Source organism: Aliiroseovarius sp. PTFE2010 (assembly GCF_049943335.1).
GTDB lineage: Bacteria > Pseudomonadota > Alphaproteobacteria > Rhodobacterales > Rhodobacteraceae > JBNFVY01.
Genome location: NZ_JBNFVY010000005.1, coordinates 74,600 through 92,088, shown reverse-complemented (window position 1 = coordinate 92,088; position 17,489 = coordinate 74,600). Strand labels below are relative to the sequence as shown.

20 protein-coding genes are annotated in these 17,489 nt (G+C 58.6%); 13 read left to right on the top strand and 7 right to left on the bottom strand.

Going from position 1 to position 17,489, the window contains the following annotated elements:
* Positions 1 to 124: 124 nt before the first annotated feature.
* The 7 genes from ACP2AV_RS10070 to ACP2AV_RS10040 all read left to right on the top strand — a co-directional run bounded on the left by ACP2AV_RS10070 (position 125) and on the right by ACP2AV_RS10040 (position 6,854).
* Positions 125 to 1,864 (top strand): type I secretion system permease/ATPase, encoded by a 1,740-nt coding sequence (locus ACP2AV_RS10070; protein WP_426372571.1) that lies wholly within the window; start codon positions 125 to 127, stop codon positions 1,862 to 1,864.
* Entirely contained in the window at positions 1,861 to 3,171 is a 1,311-nt protein-coding gene (locus tag ACP2AV_RS10065; RefSeq protein ID WP_426372570.1) for an HlyD family type I secretion periplasmic adaptor subunit, read from the top strand. Before ACP2AV_RS10070 ends, ACP2AV_RS10065 begins: the two co-directional genes overlap by 4 nt.
* A 64-nt stretch (positions 3,172 to 3,235) precedes the next feature.
* Positions 3,236 to 3,700 (top strand): RidA family protein, encoded by a 465-nt coding sequence (locus ACP2AV_RS10060; protein ID WP_426372569.1) that lies wholly within the window; start codon positions 3,236 to 3,238, stop codon positions 3,698 to 3,700.
* The gene (locus ACP2AV_RS10055; RefSeq protein WP_426372568.1) at positions 3,697 to 4,458 is read left to right on the top strand and encodes a glycerophosphodiester phosphodiesterase family protein; all 762 of its coding nucleotides are present in this window, start codon (positions 3,697 to 3,699) and stop codon (positions 4,456 to 4,458) included. The genes ACP2AV_RS10060 and ACP2AV_RS10055 overlap by 4 nt, the downstream gene beginning before the upstream one ends.
* Before the next feature lie 34 nt (positions 4,459 to 4,492).
* On the top strand, positions 4,493 to 5,671 hold the full coding sequence (locus tag ACP2AV_RS10050; RefSeq protein WP_426372567.1) for a GNAT family N-acetyltransferase: 1,179 nt from the start codon (positions 4,493 to 4,495) through the stop codon (positions 5,669 to 5,671).
* On the top strand, positions 5,668 to 5,934 hold the full coding sequence (locus tag ACP2AV_RS10045; protein ID WP_426372566.1) for a 4a-hydroxytetrahydrobiopterin dehydratase: 267 nt from the start codon (positions 5,668 to 5,670) through the stop codon (positions 5,932 to 5,934). Before ACP2AV_RS10050 ends, ACP2AV_RS10045 begins: the two co-directional genes overlap by 4 nt.
* On the top strand, positions 5,934 to 6,854 hold the full coding sequence (locus ACP2AV_RS10040) for a mechanosensitive ion channel family protein (RefSeq protein WP_426372565.1): 921 nt from the start codon (positions 5,934 to 5,936) through the stop codon (positions 6,852 to 6,854). The genes ACP2AV_RS10045 and ACP2AV_RS10040 overlap by 1 nt, the downstream gene beginning before the upstream one ends.
* 51 nt (positions 6,855 to 6,905) lie before the next feature.
* On the opposite strand, the gene ACP2AV_RS10035 is transcribed toward ACP2AV_RS10040, so the two are convergent.
* Positions 6,906 to 7,394 carry a peroxiredoxin gene (locus tag ACP2AV_RS10035; protein ID WP_426372564.1) on the bottom strand — a complete coding sequence of 163 codons (489 nt, stop codon included), beginning with the start codon at positions 7,392 to 7,394 and terminating at the stop codon, positions 6,906 to 6,908.
* An 82-nt stretch (positions 7,395 to 7,476) separates the two neighbouring features.
* Between ACP2AV_RS10035 and ACP2AV_RS10030 the strand changes: the two genes are divergently transcribed.
* Positions 7,477 to 8,685 carry an NAD(P)/FAD-dependent oxidoreductase gene (locus ACP2AV_RS10030; RefSeq protein ID WP_426372563.1) on the top strand — a complete coding sequence of 403 codons (1,209 nt, stop codon included), beginning with the start codon at positions 7,477 to 7,479 and terminating at the stop codon, positions 8,683 to 8,685.
* Positions 8,686 to 9,246: a 16S rRNA (guanine(966)-N(2))-methyltransferase RsmD gene (gene rsmD, locus ACP2AV_RS10025; RefSeq protein WP_426372562.1), complete on the top strand. Its 561-nt coding sequence runs from the start codon at positions 8,686 to 8,688 to the stop codon at positions 9,244 to 9,246. It begins immediately after the preceding gene.
* Between the two features lie 54 nt (positions 9,247 to 9,300).
* Here the strand turns inward: rsmD and ACP2AV_RS10020 are convergent, their stop codons facing one another.
* The 3 genes from ACP2AV_RS10020 to sfsA all read right to left on the bottom strand — a co-directional run bounded on the left by ACP2AV_RS10020 (position 9,301) and on the right by sfsA (position 12,145).
* Positions 9,301 to 10,386: a TRAP transporter substrate-binding protein gene (locus tag ACP2AV_RS10020; protein ID WP_426372561.1), complete on the bottom strand. Its 1,086-nt coding sequence runs from the start codon at positions 10,384 to 10,386 to the stop codon at positions 9,301 to 9,303.
* 179 nt (positions 10,387 to 10,565) lie between these two features.
* A complete protein-coding gene (map, locus tag ACP2AV_RS10015; protein ID WP_426372560.1) occupies positions 10,566 to 11,381 on the bottom strand; it encodes a type I methionyl aminopeptidase in 816 nt (271 codons plus the stop codon).
* Positions 11,382 to 11,443: 62 nt separating this feature from the next.
* The gene (sfsA, locus tag ACP2AV_RS10010) at positions 11,444 to 12,145 is read right to left on the bottom strand and encodes a DNA/RNA nuclease SfsA (protein WP_426372559.1); all 702 of its coding nucleotides are present in this window, start codon (positions 12,143 to 12,145) and stop codon (positions 11,444 to 11,446) included.
* Positions 12,146 to 12,191: 46 nt separating this feature from the next.
* On the opposite strand from sfsA, the gene ACP2AV_RS10005 reads away from it, so the two are divergent.
* Genes ACP2AV_RS10005 through ACP2AV_RS09990 form a run of 4 tightly spaced genes read left to right on the top strand, consistent with a single transcriptional unit; the run spans position 12,192 to position 15,161 of the window.
* Complete coding sequence (locus ACP2AV_RS10005; RefSeq protein ID WP_426372558.1) at positions 12,192 to 12,923, top strand: competence/damage-inducible protein A; 732 nt, start codon at positions 12,192 to 12,194, stop codon at positions 12,921 to 12,923.
* Entirely contained in the window at positions 12,920 to 13,630 is a 711-nt protein-coding gene (locus tag ACP2AV_RS10000) for a GNAT family N-acetyltransferase (protein ID WP_426372557.1), read from the top strand. The genes ACP2AV_RS10005 and ACP2AV_RS10000 overlap by 4 nt, the downstream gene beginning before the upstream one ends.
* A gap of 23 nt (positions 13,631 to 13,653) precedes the next feature.
* The gene (locus ACP2AV_RS09995) at positions 13,654 to 14,229 is read left to right on the top strand and encodes a peroxidase-related enzyme (protein ID WP_426372556.1); all 576 of its coding nucleotides are present in this window, start codon (positions 13,654 to 13,656) and stop codon (positions 14,227 to 14,229) included.
* On the top strand, positions 14,226 to 15,161 hold the full coding sequence (locus ACP2AV_RS09990) for an OmpA family protein (RefSeq protein ID WP_426372555.1): 936 nt from the start codon (positions 14,226 to 14,228) through the stop codon (positions 15,159 to 15,161). Before ACP2AV_RS09995 ends, ACP2AV_RS09990 begins: the two co-directional genes overlap by 4 nt.
* A 20-nt stretch (positions 15,162 to 15,181) precedes the next feature.
* Here the strand turns inward: ACP2AV_RS09990 and ACP2AV_RS09985 are convergent, their stop codons facing one another.
* The 3 genes from ACP2AV_RS09985 to ACP2AV_RS09975 form a co-directional block, all read right to left on the bottom strand.
* Positions 15,182 to 16,087, bottom strand: a complete 906-nt coding sequence (locus ACP2AV_RS09985) for a LysR family transcriptional regulator (protein ID WP_426372554.1) — start codon at positions 16,085 to 16,087, stop codon at positions 15,182 to 15,184.
* 146 nt (positions 16,088 to 16,233) lie between these two features.
* Positions 16,234 to 16,617, bottom strand: a complete 384-nt coding sequence (locus tag ACP2AV_RS09980) for a hypothetical protein (RefSeq protein ID WP_426372553.1) — start codon at positions 16,615 to 16,617, stop codon at positions 16,234 to 16,236.
* A 9-nt stretch (positions 16,618 to 16,626) separates the two neighbouring features.
* Positions 16,627 to 17,400 carry a DUF6478 family protein gene (locus ACP2AV_RS09975; RefSeq protein WP_426372552.1) on the bottom strand — a complete coding sequence of 258 codons (774 nt, stop codon included), beginning with the start codon at positions 17,398 to 17,400 and terminating at the stop codon, positions 16,627 to 16,629.
* Positions 17,401 to 17,489: the final 89 nt, after the last annotated feature.

Sequence of the window (17,489 nt, the reverse complement as noted above, 5' to 3'; positions counted from 1 at the left end):
GAAGCCCATCAATTAACGGTTCTCCAGCTTTTATTTGTGACTAATCGGCGACAGGGCAAGCGCGAGCATGCCACCCTGCGGCGATTGTCGCCCCGATTTGTACAGACAAAGGTAGTTGATCACTATGGCATCACGCGCAGAACATGAAAAAGGGCTCGAAGAACTGCGCACCGCGCGGCGGGCCAACCGGACATCGTTCTGGGCGGTTGGGTTGTTTTCTGCCTTTGTGAACCTGCTGATGCTGACCGGACCGCTGTTCATGCTGCAGGTCTACGACCGGGTGCTTGGATCACGTTCAGAGGCCACGCTGGTCGCTCTGGTCGTGCTGGTGGCGTTTTTGTACCTGATGATGGGTATCCTGGACACAGTCCGCGGGCTGGTGTTGGGCCGAATCGGGGCAGACTTTCAATCGCGTCTGGATGGGCGGGTCTTTTCAGCTGCCTTGCGAAAAGCCGCGCTTAGCCCGACACCAATGAGTGCGCCGTCATCCGTGCGCGATCTTGAATCGGTGCAACGGTTCATCACTTCCCCGGTGCTGGGGGCGTTTTACGATTTGCCATTCACGCCGCTCTTTTTGTTCGGGATTGCGCTGTTCCATCCCTATCTGGGCATTCTGGCTATCGCTGGCGGTATCGTCCTTGTCGGGCTGACCATCGCCAACCAATTGTCGACGCGCCAACCACTGGATGAAGCCAACAGGCGCGGTCAACAGGCGGAATACTTATCCGAACAACTGCGCAGCGAAGCGGAAATGGTCCGGTCGCTGGGTCTGACGGGGGCCGCGTTTCGCCGCTGGAATATGCAACGTGAACGGGCACTGAAAGCATCGATCACGGCCCAGGACCGTCAGGGATCATATCGTACGGCCTCCAAGACATTTCGCCTGTTCCTGCAATCGGCCATTCTGGGCCTTGGGGCCTATCTGGTTCTGCAACGCGAAATTACACCGGGCGCCATGATTGCGTCATCGATCCTGTTGGGGCGTGCCCTGCAGCCGATCGAAATGATCATCGGGCAATGGGCGCTGATCACTCGGGCCAGGAAAGGCTGGGCCCAGCTTGCAGATCTGCTGGGCGAAATCGGCCCGGAAGAAAAGCACACGCAACTGCCCAAGCCCAAGGCCCAGTTGGTCGTAGACCAGTTGACCGTCTTGCCGCCGGGCGAAGCACAGGCGTCGCTGCGCATGGTCAGTTTCGCCCTTAAACCGGGCGAAGCGATGGGTGTGATCGGTGCGTCTGGCGCCGGCAAATCCACCCTTGCGCGTGCGCTGACGGGCGTCTGGCGCGCCGCCGGGGGCAAGATCCGGCTGGATGGCGCGGCATTGGATCAGTACGACCCGGACGTGCTGGGCGAACATATCGGGTACTTGCCCCAGAGGGTTCAGTTGTTCGACGGCACAATTGCCGAAAACATTGCGAACCTTTCGATGCAGCCCGACGATGCCAAGGTGGTGGAAGCGGCCAAGAAGGCGGCCGCGCACGAGATGATCCTGAAACTTCCCAAAGGCTATGACACGCGGGTCACTTCTGCGGGCGGGCGGCTTTCGGGCGGTCAGGTCCAGCGTATCGGCCTTGCCCGCGCGCTTTATGGCGACCCGGTGATCGTCGTTCTGGACGAACCGAACTCGAATCTGGATAACGAAGGCAGCCAGGCTTTGAACGCGGCGATCCGACAGTTGAAAACAGAAGGCAAAGCGGTCCTCATCATGGCGCACCGCCCCGCTGCAATCCAGGAATGCGACACGCTGCTGGTTCTGGAAGGCGGCGCGCGGCGGGCCTTTGGGCCGCGCGATGAAGTGCTCAAAGATGTGGTGGCCAATGCCAAGGACATTGCTGGCAAACCCTTGAAAGGGGGTGTCCAATGACCGGTAAAACCAAATCGGAATGGTCAGCCCTGCGCCCGATTGCCGTTGGCCTTTTCATCATTTTGGTGGTGCTGGGGGGCTTTTTTGCCTGGGCTTGGATGGCCACGATCTCTGGGGCCATCGTGGCCTCGGGCCAGATCGAAGTCGAACAGAACCGGCAGGTGGTTCAGCACCCTGACGGCGGTGTCGTCGCCGAAATCCTGGTGCGTGAGGGCCAGATGGTCGACGCAGGGCAAACCCTGATCCGGTTGGACCCAACGTTGTTGTCATCGCAATTGTCGATCACGGAAGGCCAGCTTTTCGAACTGATGGCACGGCGCGCCAGGCTGGAAGCGGAACGCGATCAGCGCGATCAAATTACGTTCGATCCTGATCTGGCCGTGCTGGCCAAAACCAATCAGGACGTCGCGGAATTGATGGACGGCCAAAGGCAATTGTTCGAGGCGCGGCGTGTCACACGCCAAAAAGAGCGCGAAACACTGTCGAACAGAATTTTTCAGATCGAAAGCCAGATCAGGGGGATTGTCGCCCAGCAGGCTGCGTTGGACGAACAGTTGTCTCTGATCCAGGAAGAGCTGGAGGATCAGCAATCGCTTCTGGATCGTGGTCTGGCTCAATCCAGTCGGGTCCTGGCATTGCGCCGCGAAGCCGCCGCTTTGGCCGGACAATTGGCTGAACTGGCCGCGTCCGAAGCCAGCGCCAAAGAACGGATTTCCGAGATCGAGATCGAGTTGCTCAAACTGGACACCGACCGTCAGGAAGAAGCGATCACGCGCCTGAGAGACCTGCAATACAATGAATTTGAACAGGCCGAGAACCGTCTGGCTCTGCGCGAGCAACTGTCGCGCCTGGACCTCAAGGCGCCGGTGTCCGGCGTCATCTATGGCTTGACCGTGTTTACGACCCGCGCCGTGATCCGCCCAGCCGATCCCGTGCTGTATATCGTGCCGCAGGATCGTCCGCTGGTCATCGCCGCCAAGGTAGAGCCCATTCACGTGGATCAGGTCTTTGCCGGGCAGGACGTGATCTTGCGCTTTCCGGCCTTTGATTCGCGGACCACGCCCGAACTGGAAGGCCGCGTGACCAAGGTCTCTGCAGACGCATTCACCGACGAGCGCAGCCAACTGACCTATTACCGCGCCGAGGTCGAAATCAGTGAAAACCAGCTGGACCTGTTGCCCGAAGGGCTGGTGCTGATCCCCGGTATGCCGGTCGAAACATATCTGCGCACATCGGACCGATCGCCGATCGCCTACCTGACCAAGCCATTGACCGATTATTTCAACCGCGCCTTCCGCGAGGGCTGATCAGGGCTTTTCGCACCCGCGTCCTGCCGCTAGCGTGGCAACATGTAGTCACGGGGGACGCGCCATGCGAAACACGATCGAAGACCGCCTAGCCGAACTTGGGCTGAGCTTGCCGGACGCGCCTGCGCCCGCGGCCAACTATGTGCCCTTTGTCCATGTCGGTGACCTGGTGCATATTTCCGGGCAGATCCCGATGAAGAACGGCAGCCTGGTTACCGGCAAACTGGGCGATGATCTGACCGTGGATGACGGCGCCGCCGCCGCACGAATTTGCGCCTTGGCTCTACTGGCGCAGGCAAAGGCGGCCTGCGAAAGCGATCTCGGGCGGGTTGTACGTCTGGTCAAACTGGTTGGTTTCGTCAATTCGACCGACGACTTCACGGACCAGCCCGAAGTTATCAACGGCGCATCTGACCTGATGGTTCAGGTGTTGGGCGACGCCGGACGGCACGCACGCTCGGCTGTTTCTGCGGCCTCGCTTCCACGCGGTGTTGCCGTGGAAATCGAAGGCATCTTCCAGATCAGATGACCCTGCCACGCGACTTTTTGGATACGCCCATTGCGCATCGCGGCCTGCACAACGCCGAACGTGGAATTGTCGAAAATTCACGCGCCGCATTTCAGGCTGCGATCGACGCCGGGCATGGCATCGAATTGGACGTGCAATTCAGTCGTGATGCGATACCGATGGTGTTCCATGATTACGAATTGCACAGGTTGACCGCCTGCTCGGGCCCGGTGCGTGAACGATCCTGGACGGAATTGGCGGACATCGGGCTGCGCAATTCGTACGACCGGATCGAACGGTTGGATACCATTCTGGAATGGATCGGGCCGCGCGCCCCCGTGCTGATCGAAATCAAGGACCAGAGCGGGCTACCCCGCGCGGATCTCGACGCGATTGATCAGGTCACCGGGCAGATCATGAAAAACGCGGCCGAAAAACACGGCACCCGTTGCGCCGTGATGTCGTTCAACCCGCAGTATATCGCCAATCTCAGCTGGTTGCCCGAACATCTGGCCCGCGGGCTGACCACCACCGAAGCGGCAGACTACCCCGATACCCTGCCGCAAGCCGTGCGCGACGGGCTGGCGCGGATGTCGGCCTTTGGCCCGGGCATGTCTTTTGTCAGCCACAACTGCAATCATCTGGACAACCCGCGGCTGGCCGAGCTGAAACAGGCCGGCGCCGCGATTCTGTGCTGGACTGTGCGCAGCGCGGCGCAGGAACGTATCGCACGCAAGGTTGCCGACAATATCACGTTTGAAGGGTATCTGCCGACTTGACCGCCGGGGCGGCAAGTCCACATCCAAGCCAGCCATGACAGAACGCGACATCGAAATAACCGTCCACGCCAGCCTGCACGATATCGATGCGCGCGAATGGGACGTTTGCGCGGATGCGGCAGGCGGCGCTCCGGCGGACCCTTTCACTACCTATCGGTTCCTGCGCGCGCTGGAAGATTCCGGATCGGTGGGTGAGGGAACAGGCTGGTACCCACGCTATTTGGTCGCGCGGCAAGGCGGACAGATTGTTGCTTGCGCCCCGCTCTATGCCAAGACGCACAGCCAGGGCGAATACATTTTCGATCACTCTTGGGCGCATGCCTTCGAACGGGCGGGCGGGCAGTATTACCCAAAACTACAGGTTGCCGTGCCGTTCACGCCAGCCACGGGCCGCCGGTTCCTGACGCGCCCCGGACATGAGGCGGCCGGCATGTCAGCCCTGGTGCAAGGCGCGGTTCAATTGGCCGCGCAGAATGGCTATTCGTCACTGCACGCGACTTTCTGCACCGAGGCCGAGGCACTGGCAGGGGCCCAGATGGGCCTGATGCACCGGGTCACACAACAGTTCCACTGGCAAAATGCCGGATATGGCAATTTTGACGATTTCCTGGGCGCCTTGTCGTCGCGCAAGCGCAAGGCCATTCGGCGAGAACGACGGATCGCCGCCCAAAGCGGTCTGGAGATACGTGAACTGAACGGCGCGCAGATAGACCCACAACATTGGGACCACTTTTGGCGATTTTATCAGGACACGGGCGGAAGAAAATGGGGAACCCCTTACCTGACACGGGCGTTCTTCGATCATGTTGACGAATTCATGCGCGATGATTGTCTGTTGGTGCTGGCCTTCGATGGCGACACGCCTGTTGCAGGTGCGCTCAATTTTATCGGGCGTGACGCGCTTTATGGGCGCTACTGGGGCTGCACCCAACACCATCCCTGCCTGCATTTCGAACTGTGCTACTACCGCGCCATCGAATACGCCATCACACATGGCCTGTCGCGGGTCGAAGCAGGCGCACAGGGCGAACACAAACTGGCGCGCGGCTATCTTCCCAGCGAAACCCATTCCCTTCATTGGGTCGCCGACCCGGAATTTGCACGCGCGATTGGCGCCTACCTGGACGCCGAACGTGCCGCGGTGGGCGAAGAAGTGGAGCTGCTCACCAGCTTCGGTCCGTTCAAATCGACACACGTGGAGGAACAGGAATGAGCATTGATCTGGATGCCCTCACAGCCGCCGGCTGGCAGCTTTCAGCGGATGGCAAGGCCATAGAAAAACGGTACAAATTCAAAAATTTTGCCGAAGCTCTCGGCTTTATGGTCCGCGCCGGCATGGCGGCCGAAAAGATGGATCACCACCCCGAATGGACCAATGTTTACAACCGCGTGGATGTGCGCCTGACCACCCATGACGCGGGTGGATTGACCGAAAACGACACCAAACTGGCCAAAAAAATGGATGAAATCACCTAATGTTTGAAGACCTTCTGAACACGCCGCTCTGGGACGGCAACACCCTGTCTGACCTCTTGACGCTTGAATTCCTGGTGTCCTTGCTTGGGTCCGTCGTGGGCGCAATCGTGATACTACTGCTCGGGTTCATTGTGGCGGGCTGGGTCGCGCGGCGTATCCGAAAGATCAGCCAGAACCACGCCTCGCTCGATCCGACGTTGTTTTCATTTCTGGCCAACATAGCGAAATGGGTCATACTGGGCTTCACCGCCTTGTTCGTCCTGAACACGTTCGGGGTACAGACGACATCCCTGGTCGCGGCCATTGGTGCGGCTGGTCTGGCGATCGGCCTGGCGTTGCAAGGTACACTGTCCAACGTGGCGGCGGGCGTGATGATCATCCTGTTTCGCCCGATCAAAGTGGGCGATTTCGTCGACATTGCCGGGTCGATGGGCACGGTGAAGGAGATTTCGTTGAACTACACCGAGCTTTCGGACCTTTCCAATGCCCAGGTGATCATCCCGAATTCAGAAGTTTGGGGCAACACGATTACCAACTATTCGGTGAACACGACCCGTCGGGCTGAATGGACATTTGGCGTGGGCTACGGCGCAAACCTGCAAGATGCCGAGGACGTCATTCGCGACACGATCCTGTCGGATCCACGCGCTCATACCGACCCCGAACCTTTCATCCAGGTCAACAACCTGGGCGGATCGTCCGTTGATTTCCTTGTTCGGGTCTGGTGCAATGCCGGAGACTATTTCCAGTTCCAGGCCGACATGAAACGTCGGGTCAAGGAAGCCCTGGATGCCAAGGGGGTGGATATCCCGTTCCCGACACGCACCCTGTTCATCGAATCCGAACAGTCTGACCGTGACGTGACCGTTTCAGATATCAAACCAAGCGCTGGTATCGATGAAACCGACGAAGACGCTTAAAACTACAAGAGCCGCCGAATTCGGCGGCTCTTGATTTTGATTGGCGCAAAATCAGATTTCGGCCAGCATGGATTCGCCGCCAGAAACATCGCAAACGCCCGGGTTTTCTTCCAGGTGCAGAACTTTGACGACCCCATCGACCGCATACAGTGCAAACCGTTTTGAACGATTGATGAGCCCGGCAGGAGGGGCCGAGAATTCCATGCCGATGGCCTTGGTGAACTCGGCCTCGGCGTCGCCCAGCATTTCAATCCCGGCCTCGGTCGCGCCGGTTTCCTTGCCCCACGCATCCATGACAAAGGGATCATTCACCGACATGCAAATAACCGCGTCCACCCCCTTGGCCCTGAAATCACCGATGGTTCGAATGAACGAAGGCACATGCGCCGTCGTGCAGGTTCCGGTGTAGGCGCCGGGCAGGCCGAAAAGAACCACCGAGCGGCCTTCGAATACCGATGCTGCTGAAACAGCCTCGGGCCTGTCGTCGTTCAGCTTTACAAAAGTGGCACTGGGCAGCTTGTCCCCAACTTTCAATGTCATGCGTTTATCCGTGTTTTGTTGTGTTTCCCGTGAGCGAGAATATACGTTGCCCGCAATGAATTGAAAGCAGAAGGGGAGCGCCATGAACAGTGTGGTCATCGTTGGGGCTGGACAAGCCGGCGTATCGCTCGCGGCGAAACTGCGCAGCGAAGGGTACGACGGCGCCATTACGATGATCGGTGATGAACCGGTGCCCCCATATCAGCGCCCGCCCCTGTCCAAGGCCTATCTGCTGGGCACAATGGCGCGCGAACGGCTGTTTTTGCGCCCCGAAAGCTGGTACGCTGACAACGACGTCACCTTGGCCGAAGGTATGCGCGCAGAGACGATCAGCCCGGGGGACAAAACCGTCACTTTGTCAGACGGATCGTCACTGCCCTACGATCAACTGGCGCTGACCACGGGATCAGTTCCGCGCCGCCTGCCCGACAACATGGGCGGCAATCTGGCAGGGGTCTTCACGGTACGTTCGCTGGCAGATGTCGACGCGATGGTAGACGAATTTGCGCAAGGTCGCCGCCTGATGGTGATCGGTGGCGGCTATATCGGCCTGGAAGCAGCAGCGGTCGCCGCAGGGCTAGGGCTGGACGTCACGCTGATCGAAGCTGGACCGCGTATCTTGGGACGGGTTGCCTGCGCAGAAACTGCCGACTGGTTCCGCAAGGCCCATACCGATCATGGCGTCAGGATCATGGAAAATACCGCCATCGCCAAGCTGCTCGGTGACACCCGATTTTCAGGGGTCGAACTGGCGGATGGACGCAAGTTGTTGGCCGATTTCTGCATTCTGGGCATTGGCATCACCCCGAACACCCAATTGGCCGAAGTTGCCGGCCTGACGATCGACAATGGTATTGCCGTTGATGTGCATTGCCGCACTTCGGATCCTTCGATCTGGGCTGCGGGCGATTGCGCATCCTTCCCCGGTCCTGCCGGCATGATGCGGCTGGAATCAGTCGGCAATGCCATCGACATGGGCGAAACCGTTGCCTGCAACATGCTTGGCCAAGACAAGGTGTATGCCGCGAAACCCTGGTTCTGGTCTGATCAATATGCCCACAAACTGCAAATTGCGGGGCTGTCGGGCACACAGGACCGAATCGTCACACGTCACGGCGATGGTGGGGTATCGTTCTGGTACTATGCGGGCGAGCGGCTGATCGCTGTCGATGCCATGGACGATCCACGCGCCTATATGGTGGGCAAGCGGTTGATCGAAAGCGGCAAATCGCCGTCAGCTGATGCGGTCGGCGATCCACAAACTGACCTCAAAGCGTTGCTGAGCGCCTGAATGCGGATCATCGCGGGACAGTTTCGGGGCAAGACATTGACCAGCGTCGGCAAAGGGGACGCGGGTGCGCATCTGCGCCCAACGACTGACCGGGTGCGCGAGTCGCTGTTCAATGTGCTGCTCGGAGGGGCCTTGGGTGACGATCCAATCACGGGCGCGCAGGTCTTGGACCTGTTTGCCGGAACCGGCGCCCTGGGGCTAGAGGCGCTGTCACGCGGCGCGGCGTCGGTCACCTTCATTGAAAGCGGGCGCAAAGCCTTGTCATTGCTGGAACAGAATATCCAACTGTGCGGCGCCAAAGGCACCCGGGTGGTGCGGCGCGATGCGATGCGCCCCGGCCCTGCGCCCCACGCGCACGATCTGGTGTTCCTCGACCCGCCCTATGGCAAGGGCATGGGGACAAAGGCGCTTGAAGTTGCGTTGGCGCGGGGATGGTTGGCGCCGGGTGCCCTGATCGTGTGGGAAGAGAACGCGCCGCAAACCGCACCTGACGGATTTTCGATGGAGGATGCGCGCAAATACGGCGACACCCACATCACTTTCCTTCGCGCCACCGGTTAGGCACAAAAATCCCGGCCAAACGTGTGTCTGGCCGGGCATCGATGCCCAAAGGGATCAGTTGGATGTGGTGGCGTGGCTTGCAGCGCCCATGATGTCCACTTCGGGGTGGGCGGATAGGACATTGTCCACCGCGCGTCGCGCGTCTGCCACCAAGGCCGCGCCGTCATACCCCTTGCGGTCCATATCGGCGATCCAGGCTTCGATCACCTCGTCGCCCATGGCTTTGATCCGGTCGGTTTCTTCCTGGCTAAGGACGGCAATCTGGTTGTCGGACGCATCGAGGATCTTGAACCCGTCCTCGTCCCCCATGTCATAAGCGCGACCCGACCAGGCCGCAGCCATCAGGCCCGAATTGTCATCGATCACTTTCTTCAGATCATCGGGCAAGCTTTCGTACTTGGCCTTGTTCATCGCCCAGATGAAATAAAGGTTATAAAAGCTGCGATCGCCTGCCATGTCGGTGTGGCTGTCGGTCAGTTCGTCCAGCTTCAGCGACGGCGCCATTTCAAAGGTGATCACGCCGCCGTCCAGGACCCCCTTGGCCAACGCCTCGGGGAACGCGGGAACCGGCATTCCGATGGGTGTGGCCCCCAGCTTGTCCAGCAGCAGGGTCGAGGTACGGGTCGGCGCACGCAGGCTCAGGCCCTTGAAATCTTCGACTTTGGCGATGGCGTCGCCTTTTTTGTGCACCAGCCCTTCGCCGTGCATATGGGCGGCGATCACATGAACATCCGAAAAGTCGTCCATCAGGTATTTCTGTGTGAATTCCCACGCGGCAATCGACGCCAGTTCACCCGATTTCGGGGTCACGAAAGGCAGTTCCAGCGCTTCGACCTCGGGAAAGCGGCCAGGCTGGTAGCCGGGGATCACCCACCCGCCATCAATCGCCCCATCGCGGATCAAGTCATATTGATCCGGCGCGCGCCCCCCCAGAGCCATCAGCGGGAAGAGTTCGATCTTGATGCGTCCGTTGGATTCTTTTTCGACCTTTCTTGCCCAAGGCCCCATGAAATATTCTGGGCTACCAGAATTAGGCGCTACAAAGTGCTGGAAGCGCAAAGTGACGTCCTGAGCGAATGCGGGAATGGCCGTCAGCGACATCGCGCCCGCAATGGCAGCTGATTTCAGAAAATAGGTCATGGGCAAGCCTCCTTTTCAGGCTGTGGTTCCAAGTGCCGCTTTGCAGCGAGACATAGGTGGACACTGCCTAGTCCAGTTGCAACTCGCTCGCAACACCAAGACGGGTAAAAATACCTGACCTTTCCGCCAAGCGACTGAAGGGCATCGAAAAATTCCGTCCAGCGGGGACTTTCGTCGCCTTATTCCCCGTAGGTCGGGTGGAACCGTCCGGCTGGCGACAGGGTGAAGATTTCCGCGCCATCGGCGGTAATTCCGATTGAGTGTTCGAACTGCGCCGACAAGGATTTATCGCGGGTGACGGCTGTCCAGTCGTCAGCCAGGATCTTGGTTTCGGGGCGTCCCAGGTTCACCATCGGTTCAATGGTAAAGAACATCCCTTCTTCCAGCACCGGCCCCTGCCCCGGTCTGCCGTAGTGCAGCACATTGGGCGGGGCATGGAATACACGGCCCAGCCCGTGCCCACAAAAATCGCGAACCACGCTCATCCGGTGGCCTTCGACAAAGCTCTGAATAGCATAGCCGATATCACCGAAAGTATTGCCGGGCTTGGCCGCTTCGATCCCCAGCATCAACGAATCGTGCGTGACCTGGATCAGTCGCTCGGATTTGCGGCTGAGCTTGCCCGCAACGTACATGCGTGAGCTGTCGCCATACCATCCGTCTACAATCACCGTCACATCGATGTTCAGGATATCACCATTCTTGAGCACCTTTGGCCCCGGAATGCCATGACACACAACATGGTTCACGCTAATGCAACTGGCGTGTTGATAGCCGCGGTACCCGATGGTCGCAGATGTCGCGCCAGCCGCGTCAACACGTTTGGTGATTTGGGAATCGATTTCCTCGGTCGTTACACCGGGTTCGATCAGGTCGATCACCTCGTCCAGAATTTCCGCCGCCAGCTTGCCTGCAATGCGCATCCCTTCGAAATCCGCCGCTTCGTGGATGCGAATTCCGTCCTTGGTGATACGTCCGTTATGGGTGTCGTCCACGGGAAATCTCCTGTTTCGGGCGTTGATATAGTAGCCCAAGGACCAAAGGGAAACCCCTTCGATCAGAACAGGTTCACCGGCAAACGATTGCCCAGCGTGATCTGCTGCGGTGTGATGCAGGTGTCGTAGGCCATGATTTGAACCCCGGACCTGTGGGCATCATGCAATGCCTGCGCATATTCCGGATCAATATCGCCCGCTGGCCGCACGAGCGCGGCATCATTGCGCGCAACCAGAAACAGCAATACGGCCTGATCCCCGTTTCGCACGACATCCGCCAGGTCGTGCAAATGCTTGGTGCCACGCTTTGTCACGCTATCGGGAAATTCTGCGACACCTGACGTGCGCGACAATGTGACCGATTTGACCTCAAGGAAACAGCGCTGCGGCCCCTCCAAAAGGAAATCGACCCGACTGGAGTGACCATATCTTACCTCGGGCCGTACCGTGTCAAAGGCCGGCAATCCATCAATGGTCCGGGCCTCTAGCGCCTCGGCCACGATCCGGTTGGCCAGCATGGTATCGACGATCACCATGGTCCCGCCCGGCAGCTCGACAATGCGCCAGCCATACTTCAATTTCTTTCTGGGATCGTCGTTTGGTTCGATCCAGCATTTCAAACCCGGTTCGGCCAGGCCCATCATGGACCCCGGATTGGGGCAGTGGGCCGTGACCTGTTGGCCATCTGGCAAAATAACGTCGGCGAGGAACCGTTTGTATCGTCGGACCAGCCGCGCCGGCATCAAAGGGGTTTGAAACAGCATATCGGGGGGCCTATACCTTTGGCGAACCCTGCTCAAGGAGACCCAGATGGCCAACCCAACTGCTGCGATGATCGTGATTGGCGATGAAATCCTTTCCGGGCGCACGCGCGACATCAACGCCAACCATCTGGCCAAGGAACTGACCACGCGGGGCATCGACCTGCGCGAAGTGCGGTTCATTCCGGATGACGCCCCGGTCATCGTGAAAACGGTGCGCAACCTCAGCGACGCTTACACGCATGTGTTTACTTCGGGGGGGATAGGTCCGACGCATGACGACATCACGGCTGATTGCATTGCCGAAGCTTTTGGCGTCCACATCGACATCCGCCCCGATGCCGAGAAGCTCTTGACCGAATATTTTGAGCGGCGCGGGGTCGAGAAAACCACAGCACGTATGCGCATGGCGCGCATCCCGGATGGTGCGACATTAATAGAAAACCCCGTTTCCATAGCGCCCGGGTTTTCGATCGAAAATGTGCATGTCATGGCTGGGGTCCCCAATATTTTCGAAGCGATGCTGGCCAGCGTCTTGCCAACCCTTACCGGTGGGCAACCGATATTGTCGCAAAGCCTGCGGATCGAACAACCCGAAGGTGTCATCGCTGGGCCATTGGCGGTGCTGGCCAACGACTTTCCCGACCTTTCGATCGGCTCGTACCCGTTCATTCAGGATGGAGTCTTCGGGACCAATGTTGTGATCCGCGGCCAGGATGGCGGGCAGGTCGACACGGCCATGACCCGGTTGGTGCACATGTTTCCGGACGCCGCGCCATGAGTGATTATTTCGCAACACTGCATTCGACATGGCCTGCAGCCGAACTTTGGCATGTGCAGGGGTTTGATCTGCGCGACGGGGCTGGTGCGGGCAAACGCGCAACGGCGGCGAGCCTGTCCGGACCCTTTTCCGCCGAGGGCGTCACCGCTGCTGAAACCGACATGCGCGCGCGCGGGATGAAAGCGCTCTTCATGGTTCAGGACGGTCAGGACGACTTGGATGGCGAACTTGAACAACGTGGTTACCGCACCCTCGATCCGACATCGATTTTCGCGGCCCCGATTTCCGCACTGACGGACCAGCGCCCCCCGCCAGTATCCAGTTTCGTGATATGGCCCCCGTTGGCCATAGTCGAAGATATTTGGGTAGAATGCGGAACGGACCGGGCGCGGCTGGCCCTGATGCACCGCACACCGGATCCGAAAGCCGCGATCCTGGGGCGTACAGACGACGCGCCAGCAGGGGCCGCTTTCGCCGCAATTCACCAAAATATTTGCATGGTTCACGCCTTGGATGTGATCAAAACGCTGCGCCGCAAAGGGACTGCCACCAACATGATGCGGCGTGCAGCCATTTGGGCACAAGATCTCGGCGCGGATGAAATCGCCGTTGCAGTAACGGATACCAACGCTGGCGCACATGCCTTATACTCAGCCTTGGGGTTGACCGTGGTAGGTCACTATCACTATCGCGTCGCCCCTTCTTGAAAACGAAAAAGCTCGAGGCCCTGATGTCAAACTCTACAAAACCAATTTCGGCCCTAGATTTGCCGATGGTTGATCCCTTGCCCAAAGAAACGCAGAAGTACTTTGACATCTGCATTGAAAAGCTGGGCATGGTTCCGAACGTTTTGCAGGCTTATGCATTTGATATCAACAAGTTGAACGCGTTCACGACCATGTACAATGACCTGATGCTCGGCGATAGCAGCCTGTCCAAACTGGAACGTGAAATGATCGCGGTGGCAGTATCTTCGACAAATCGGTGCTGGTACTGTCAGGTCGCCCATGGCGCTACCGTGCGCGAGCTCTCTGGCAATCCGGTTCTGGGGGAACAGATGGTCATGAACTATCGTGTGGCCGACCTGACCCCCAAACAACGCGCCATGCTGGATTTTGCGATTCTCTTGACCGAAACACCTGATCGCGTGACCGATGCTGATCGCGCCGCCCTGCGCGAGGTCGGTTTCTCTGATCGTGACATTTTCGATATCGCTTCGATAACGGCCTTTTTCAACATGACAAATCGTGTTGCTGCAGCGACCGAAATGGAACCGAACGACGCGTATCACTCCCACGCGCGATGAGCCTTCGAGCCGCGATACTGCTCTGTTGCCTCGAGCCTTCTGGCGCTCTGGGCATCGAACTGGATTTACCAGGGGATGCGGTGCGTACCGCGGTGCGAACATCTGAAGCGGCGAGTGAATTGATCGCGGCGGGTCCATGGCAAGATGGCTCAGTGCCTTCGATCCAGGCCGAAGGCCCGCTGCAACGCCGTGCGTGGCGCATCGAAACGTCGTCGCGCACGACGTTGCAGATACTGGCGCCCCTCCGCGACCAATTGGCCAAAGCCGGATATGATACAGTGTTCACGTGCAAGGATCGAACCTGCGGCGGGTTTGATTTTCGGTATTCGCTTACGGTTTTGCCCGAACCGAATATGCATGTCGATTTGGGCGATTTCCGCTATCTCGCGGCGCGGCGCGATTCGGACCAGGGTCCAGAATTCGTGACGCTGCTTGTCTCGCGCAGTTCCAGCACGGGGTTCGTGCAAATCACGCAAATCGGGGCAACTGTTACGCCGGTTACGCCGGTCAATGCCTCGACCAAGACCGATTCATCCGCCACGAACCAATCCGCGGGCCAGATTGGCAAAGGTCTTTTGTCCGACGGGTTTGTGGTGCTGAGCGATCTGGAATTCGAAACCGGATCAGCGCGTCTTGGCGCAGGGTCGTTTAAAACCTTGTCCGATCTGGCCCAATGGCTACAGGCAAATCCCGACGCGCGCGTGACTCTGGTCGGACATACTGATTCCGAAGGGTCTCTGGCAGGAAATCTGGCCTTGTCCAAAAAACGTGCCGCCTCGGTAAGGACACGTCTGGTCAACGATCTGGGGGTTTCGGCCGCGCAAGTTGCCGCAGAGGGCGTCGGGTTCTTGTCGCCCCGCGCGTCAAACCTTACCGATGAGGGACGTCAGGAAAACAGACGGGTCGAAGCCATCCTGACTTCGACCCGCTAACAGTCCCGACTAGCCCAGCGTCACCAGACGTCAGGGCCTTTTTCAGCAAAGCTGTGGACAAGAAAATCAATGAAAGCACGCACTTTCGGCTGGGTAAAACGCCCGGGCGGATAAACCGCGTAGATCCCTTGAGTTTCGGCGGGCAGATCGGGAATGGCTTCTTCGACCAGCCCTTGCCCAAGCGCATCTGCGTAGAGGAACGATGGCAGGTAAGCGATACCCAACCCAGAGATGGCAGCGTTGAGCAAAGATTGACCGTCGTTCACTGACAACCAGCCGGCTGTGCGTACTTGCCGTTTTTCGCCCGACGGCGCAGTCAGTTTCCAAACCGCTGAATTGGCTTGATTGGAATAGTGCAGAAGCTTGTGTTCGTTCAGATCGTCGATTTTCATCGGACGGCCATACTGCTGGAAATATGCCGGGCTGCCGATCATGCGTTTCGTGGTCTCGGTCAGCTTGCGGGCGCGCAACGTGCTATCTTCCAGTTCGCCAATCCGGATGGCCATGTCAAACCCTTCAGAGATCAGTTCGACATAGCGGTTGTTCAGGACCATGTTGACCGTGATGTCGGGAAATTCCTGCAGGAAATCGCCAAGAATTGGGGAAAGGTGGTTCACACCAAAATCTGTCGCGACCGAGATTCGCAGCAAACCAGACGGCGCGGACTGCATCGACGTGACCAACGCGTCAGCTTCACCCGCATCGTTGAGCACGCGCCGCGCGCGATCGTAATAGGCCAGCCCGATTTCCGTCGGAGAAACACGCCGCGTCGTACGATTCAACAGGCGTGCGCCCAGTCGTGCTTCAAGCGACGATACATGCTTGGAGACAGCGGATTTGGAAATCCCCATCTTCTTTGCAGCGTCGGTAAAGCCGCCCTGATCCACGACAGTGGCGAAGGCTTCCATTTCCGTCAATCGGTCCATAGGTTGTTCCCGTAGTCTTGGCCCCTTGAAGAAACGGTATGAAGCGCAAATCGGGCTAAATTGGGGAATTCGCCCGACAATGTCGTGGATAACCTAAGGATCGTTTGCGTCCGGGAAACGCAAATGTGGCAAACCATGACTTTATGTTAACCTATGGTTTCCAGGCAGTGGCGCCGGAACGCGCGCTTCAACATATCCAATTCCGCCCGCAAAAGGTCCACTTCGGCGCGGATATCATCCTCGAGCGGTTCCCCGGTCACGATGGAAAATGTGGCCAACTTGGCGCCGTCCACTTTGTCCCAGATGACAAAAGTCTGCACGCCATCGGCCAGGACATCGGGCGGGATCGCGATGCGCAGGTGAAACGTACCCGGCGCATCAGGAGTGGGGGTCAACGCGTGCCCCGAAATAGGTTGCTCCATGTGGGTCACTTCGATCTCGGGCACGTGATCGGCGTCGGGTTGGATGGACAATACGCCCTCCCAGAATCCCCCCATGATCCGCGTTTTGGTCAGTGTCATATCGCTCATGGCGTCACCCTACAGTTCGGCCCTTGGGCGACGCGAAAATGTGGCATCGCGCAAGGTGATCTGGTTCATTTCCGGCCCTTCGAAAATCAGGTCTACCCACATCGAATCTACCCGTTTTTCGTTCAACTTTGTATAGGCGAGGTCAAAATCCACCGCCACTTCCCCACTATCGCGGGGCAGTTCACGCACCACTTGTTCCGTGTTCGGACCGTGGCGGATGTTCAGGCGCGCGAAAATTTCCAACGGCTTTTCCATCTGAACCACGGTAGAAAGGCGGACGATATGATTGCGTCCCAGCCCCGATACCGCCTGGTTCGGCAAATTGATCGCAAGGGACAGGAAACTGCCATCAAAGCGAAACACGTCCATACGTAGCCCGAACGGCGCAAGATCCTCTTCCTGGGTGTTGCGAATTTGGCGAAGCGTCAGTTCGGAAATTCGGCAATCGTGGAAAATCGTCACTTCGTCGCCAAGGGTCGCCTTGGATCTGACCGCCGCCATTCCGGTCGGGTTCAGCGGACCGCGCCACAGTTCAGGTCGCCAAGCCCAGTCTGAATGCAAAGGCGGCTGCATGGCATTTGAAGAAATCAGCGGCAAAGTCAGACGCGCGTCCGCGACGTGCAGGACCTTGTCGATCTGACGGCGCAATTCACGGGCCCGCGTTCGGATCGAGCGCAATGTCGAAAGATCGACACTCTGGGCGCGGCGCGCAGTTTTTTTCCACCGGCGCAAGATGCCGCGAAATACCAGCTTTTCGTACAGCCTTCCGGGACCGGACTTCATTTTCGCCTTTTGCCTCGCGCGTCATCGATGTCGCCAGATTATCCCTTGGAATGGTTACTGCTCAACAAACCCCGCTGGAATTTCTGCAT

Coding starts and splice junctions, on each gene's coding strand:
- ACP2AV_RS10070 (WP_426372571.1), top strand. CDS start 125: ATGGCATCACGCGCAGAACATGAAAAAGGGCTCGAAGAACTGCGCACC.
- ACP2AV_RS10065 (WP_426372570.1), top strand. CDS start 1,861: ATGACCGGTAAAACCAAATCGGAATGGTCAGCCCTGCGCCCGATTGCC.
- ACP2AV_RS10060 (WP_426372569.1), top strand. CDS start 3,236: ATGCGAAACACGATCGAAGACCGCCTAGCCGAACTTGGGCTGAGCTTG.
- ACP2AV_RS10055 (WP_426372568.1), top strand. CDS start 3,697: ATGACCCTGCCACGCGACTTTTTGGATACGCCCATTGCGCATCGCGGC.
- ACP2AV_RS10050 (WP_426372567.1), top strand. CDS start 4,493: ATGACAGAACGCGACATCGAAATAACCGTCCACGCCAGCCTGCACGAT.
- ACP2AV_RS10045 (WP_426372566.1), top strand. CDS start 5,668: ATGAGCATTGATCTGGATGCCCTCACAGCCGCCGGCTGGCAGCTTTCA.
- ACP2AV_RS10040 (WP_426372565.1), top strand. CDS start 5,934: ATGTTTGAAGACCTTCTGAACACGCCGCTCTGGGACGGCAACACCCTG.
- ACP2AV_RS10035 (WP_426372564.1), bottom strand. CDS start 7,394: ATGACATTGAAAGTTGGGGACAAGCTGCCCAGTGCCACTTTTGTAAAG.
- ACP2AV_RS10030 (WP_426372563.1), top strand. CDS start 7,477: ATGAACAGTGTGGTCATCGTTGGGGCTGGACAAGCCGGCGTATCGCTC.
- rsmD (WP_426372562.1), top strand. CDS start 8,686: ATGCGGATCATCGCGGGACAGTTTCGGGGCAAGACATTGACCAGCGTC.
- ACP2AV_RS10020 (WP_426372561.1), bottom strand. CDS start 10,386: ATGACCTATTTTCTGAAATCAGCTGCCATTGCGGGCGCGATGTCGCTG.
- sfsA (WP_426372559.1), bottom strand. CDS start 12,145: ATGCTGTTTCAAACCCCTTTGATGCCGGCGCGGCTGGTCCGACGATAC.
- ACP2AV_RS10005 (WP_426372558.1), top strand. CDS start 12,192: ATGGCCAACCCAACTGCTGCGATGATCGTGATTGGCGATGAAATCCTT.
- ACP2AV_RS10000 (WP_426372557.1), top strand. CDS start 12,920: ATGAGTGATTATTTCGCAACACTGCATTCGACATGGCCTGCAGCCGAA.
- ACP2AV_RS09995 (WP_426372556.1), top strand. CDS start 13,654: ATGTCAAACTCTACAAAACCAATTTCGGCCCTAGATTTGCCGATGGTT.
- ACP2AV_RS09990 (WP_426372555.1), top strand. CDS start 14,226: ATGAGCCTTCGAGCCGCGATACTGCTCTGTTGCCTCGAGCCTTCTGGC.
- ACP2AV_RS09985 (WP_426372554.1), bottom strand. CDS start 16,087: ATGGACCGATTGACGGAAATGGAAGCCTTCGCCACTGTCGTGGATCAG.
- ACP2AV_RS09980 (WP_426372553.1), bottom strand. CDS start 16,617: ATGAGCGATATGACACTGACCAAAACGCGGATCATGGGGGGATTCTGG.
- ACP2AV_RS09975 (WP_426372552.1), bottom strand. CDS start 17,400: ATGAAGTCCGGTCCCGGAAGGCTGTACGAAAAGCTGGTATTTCGCGGC.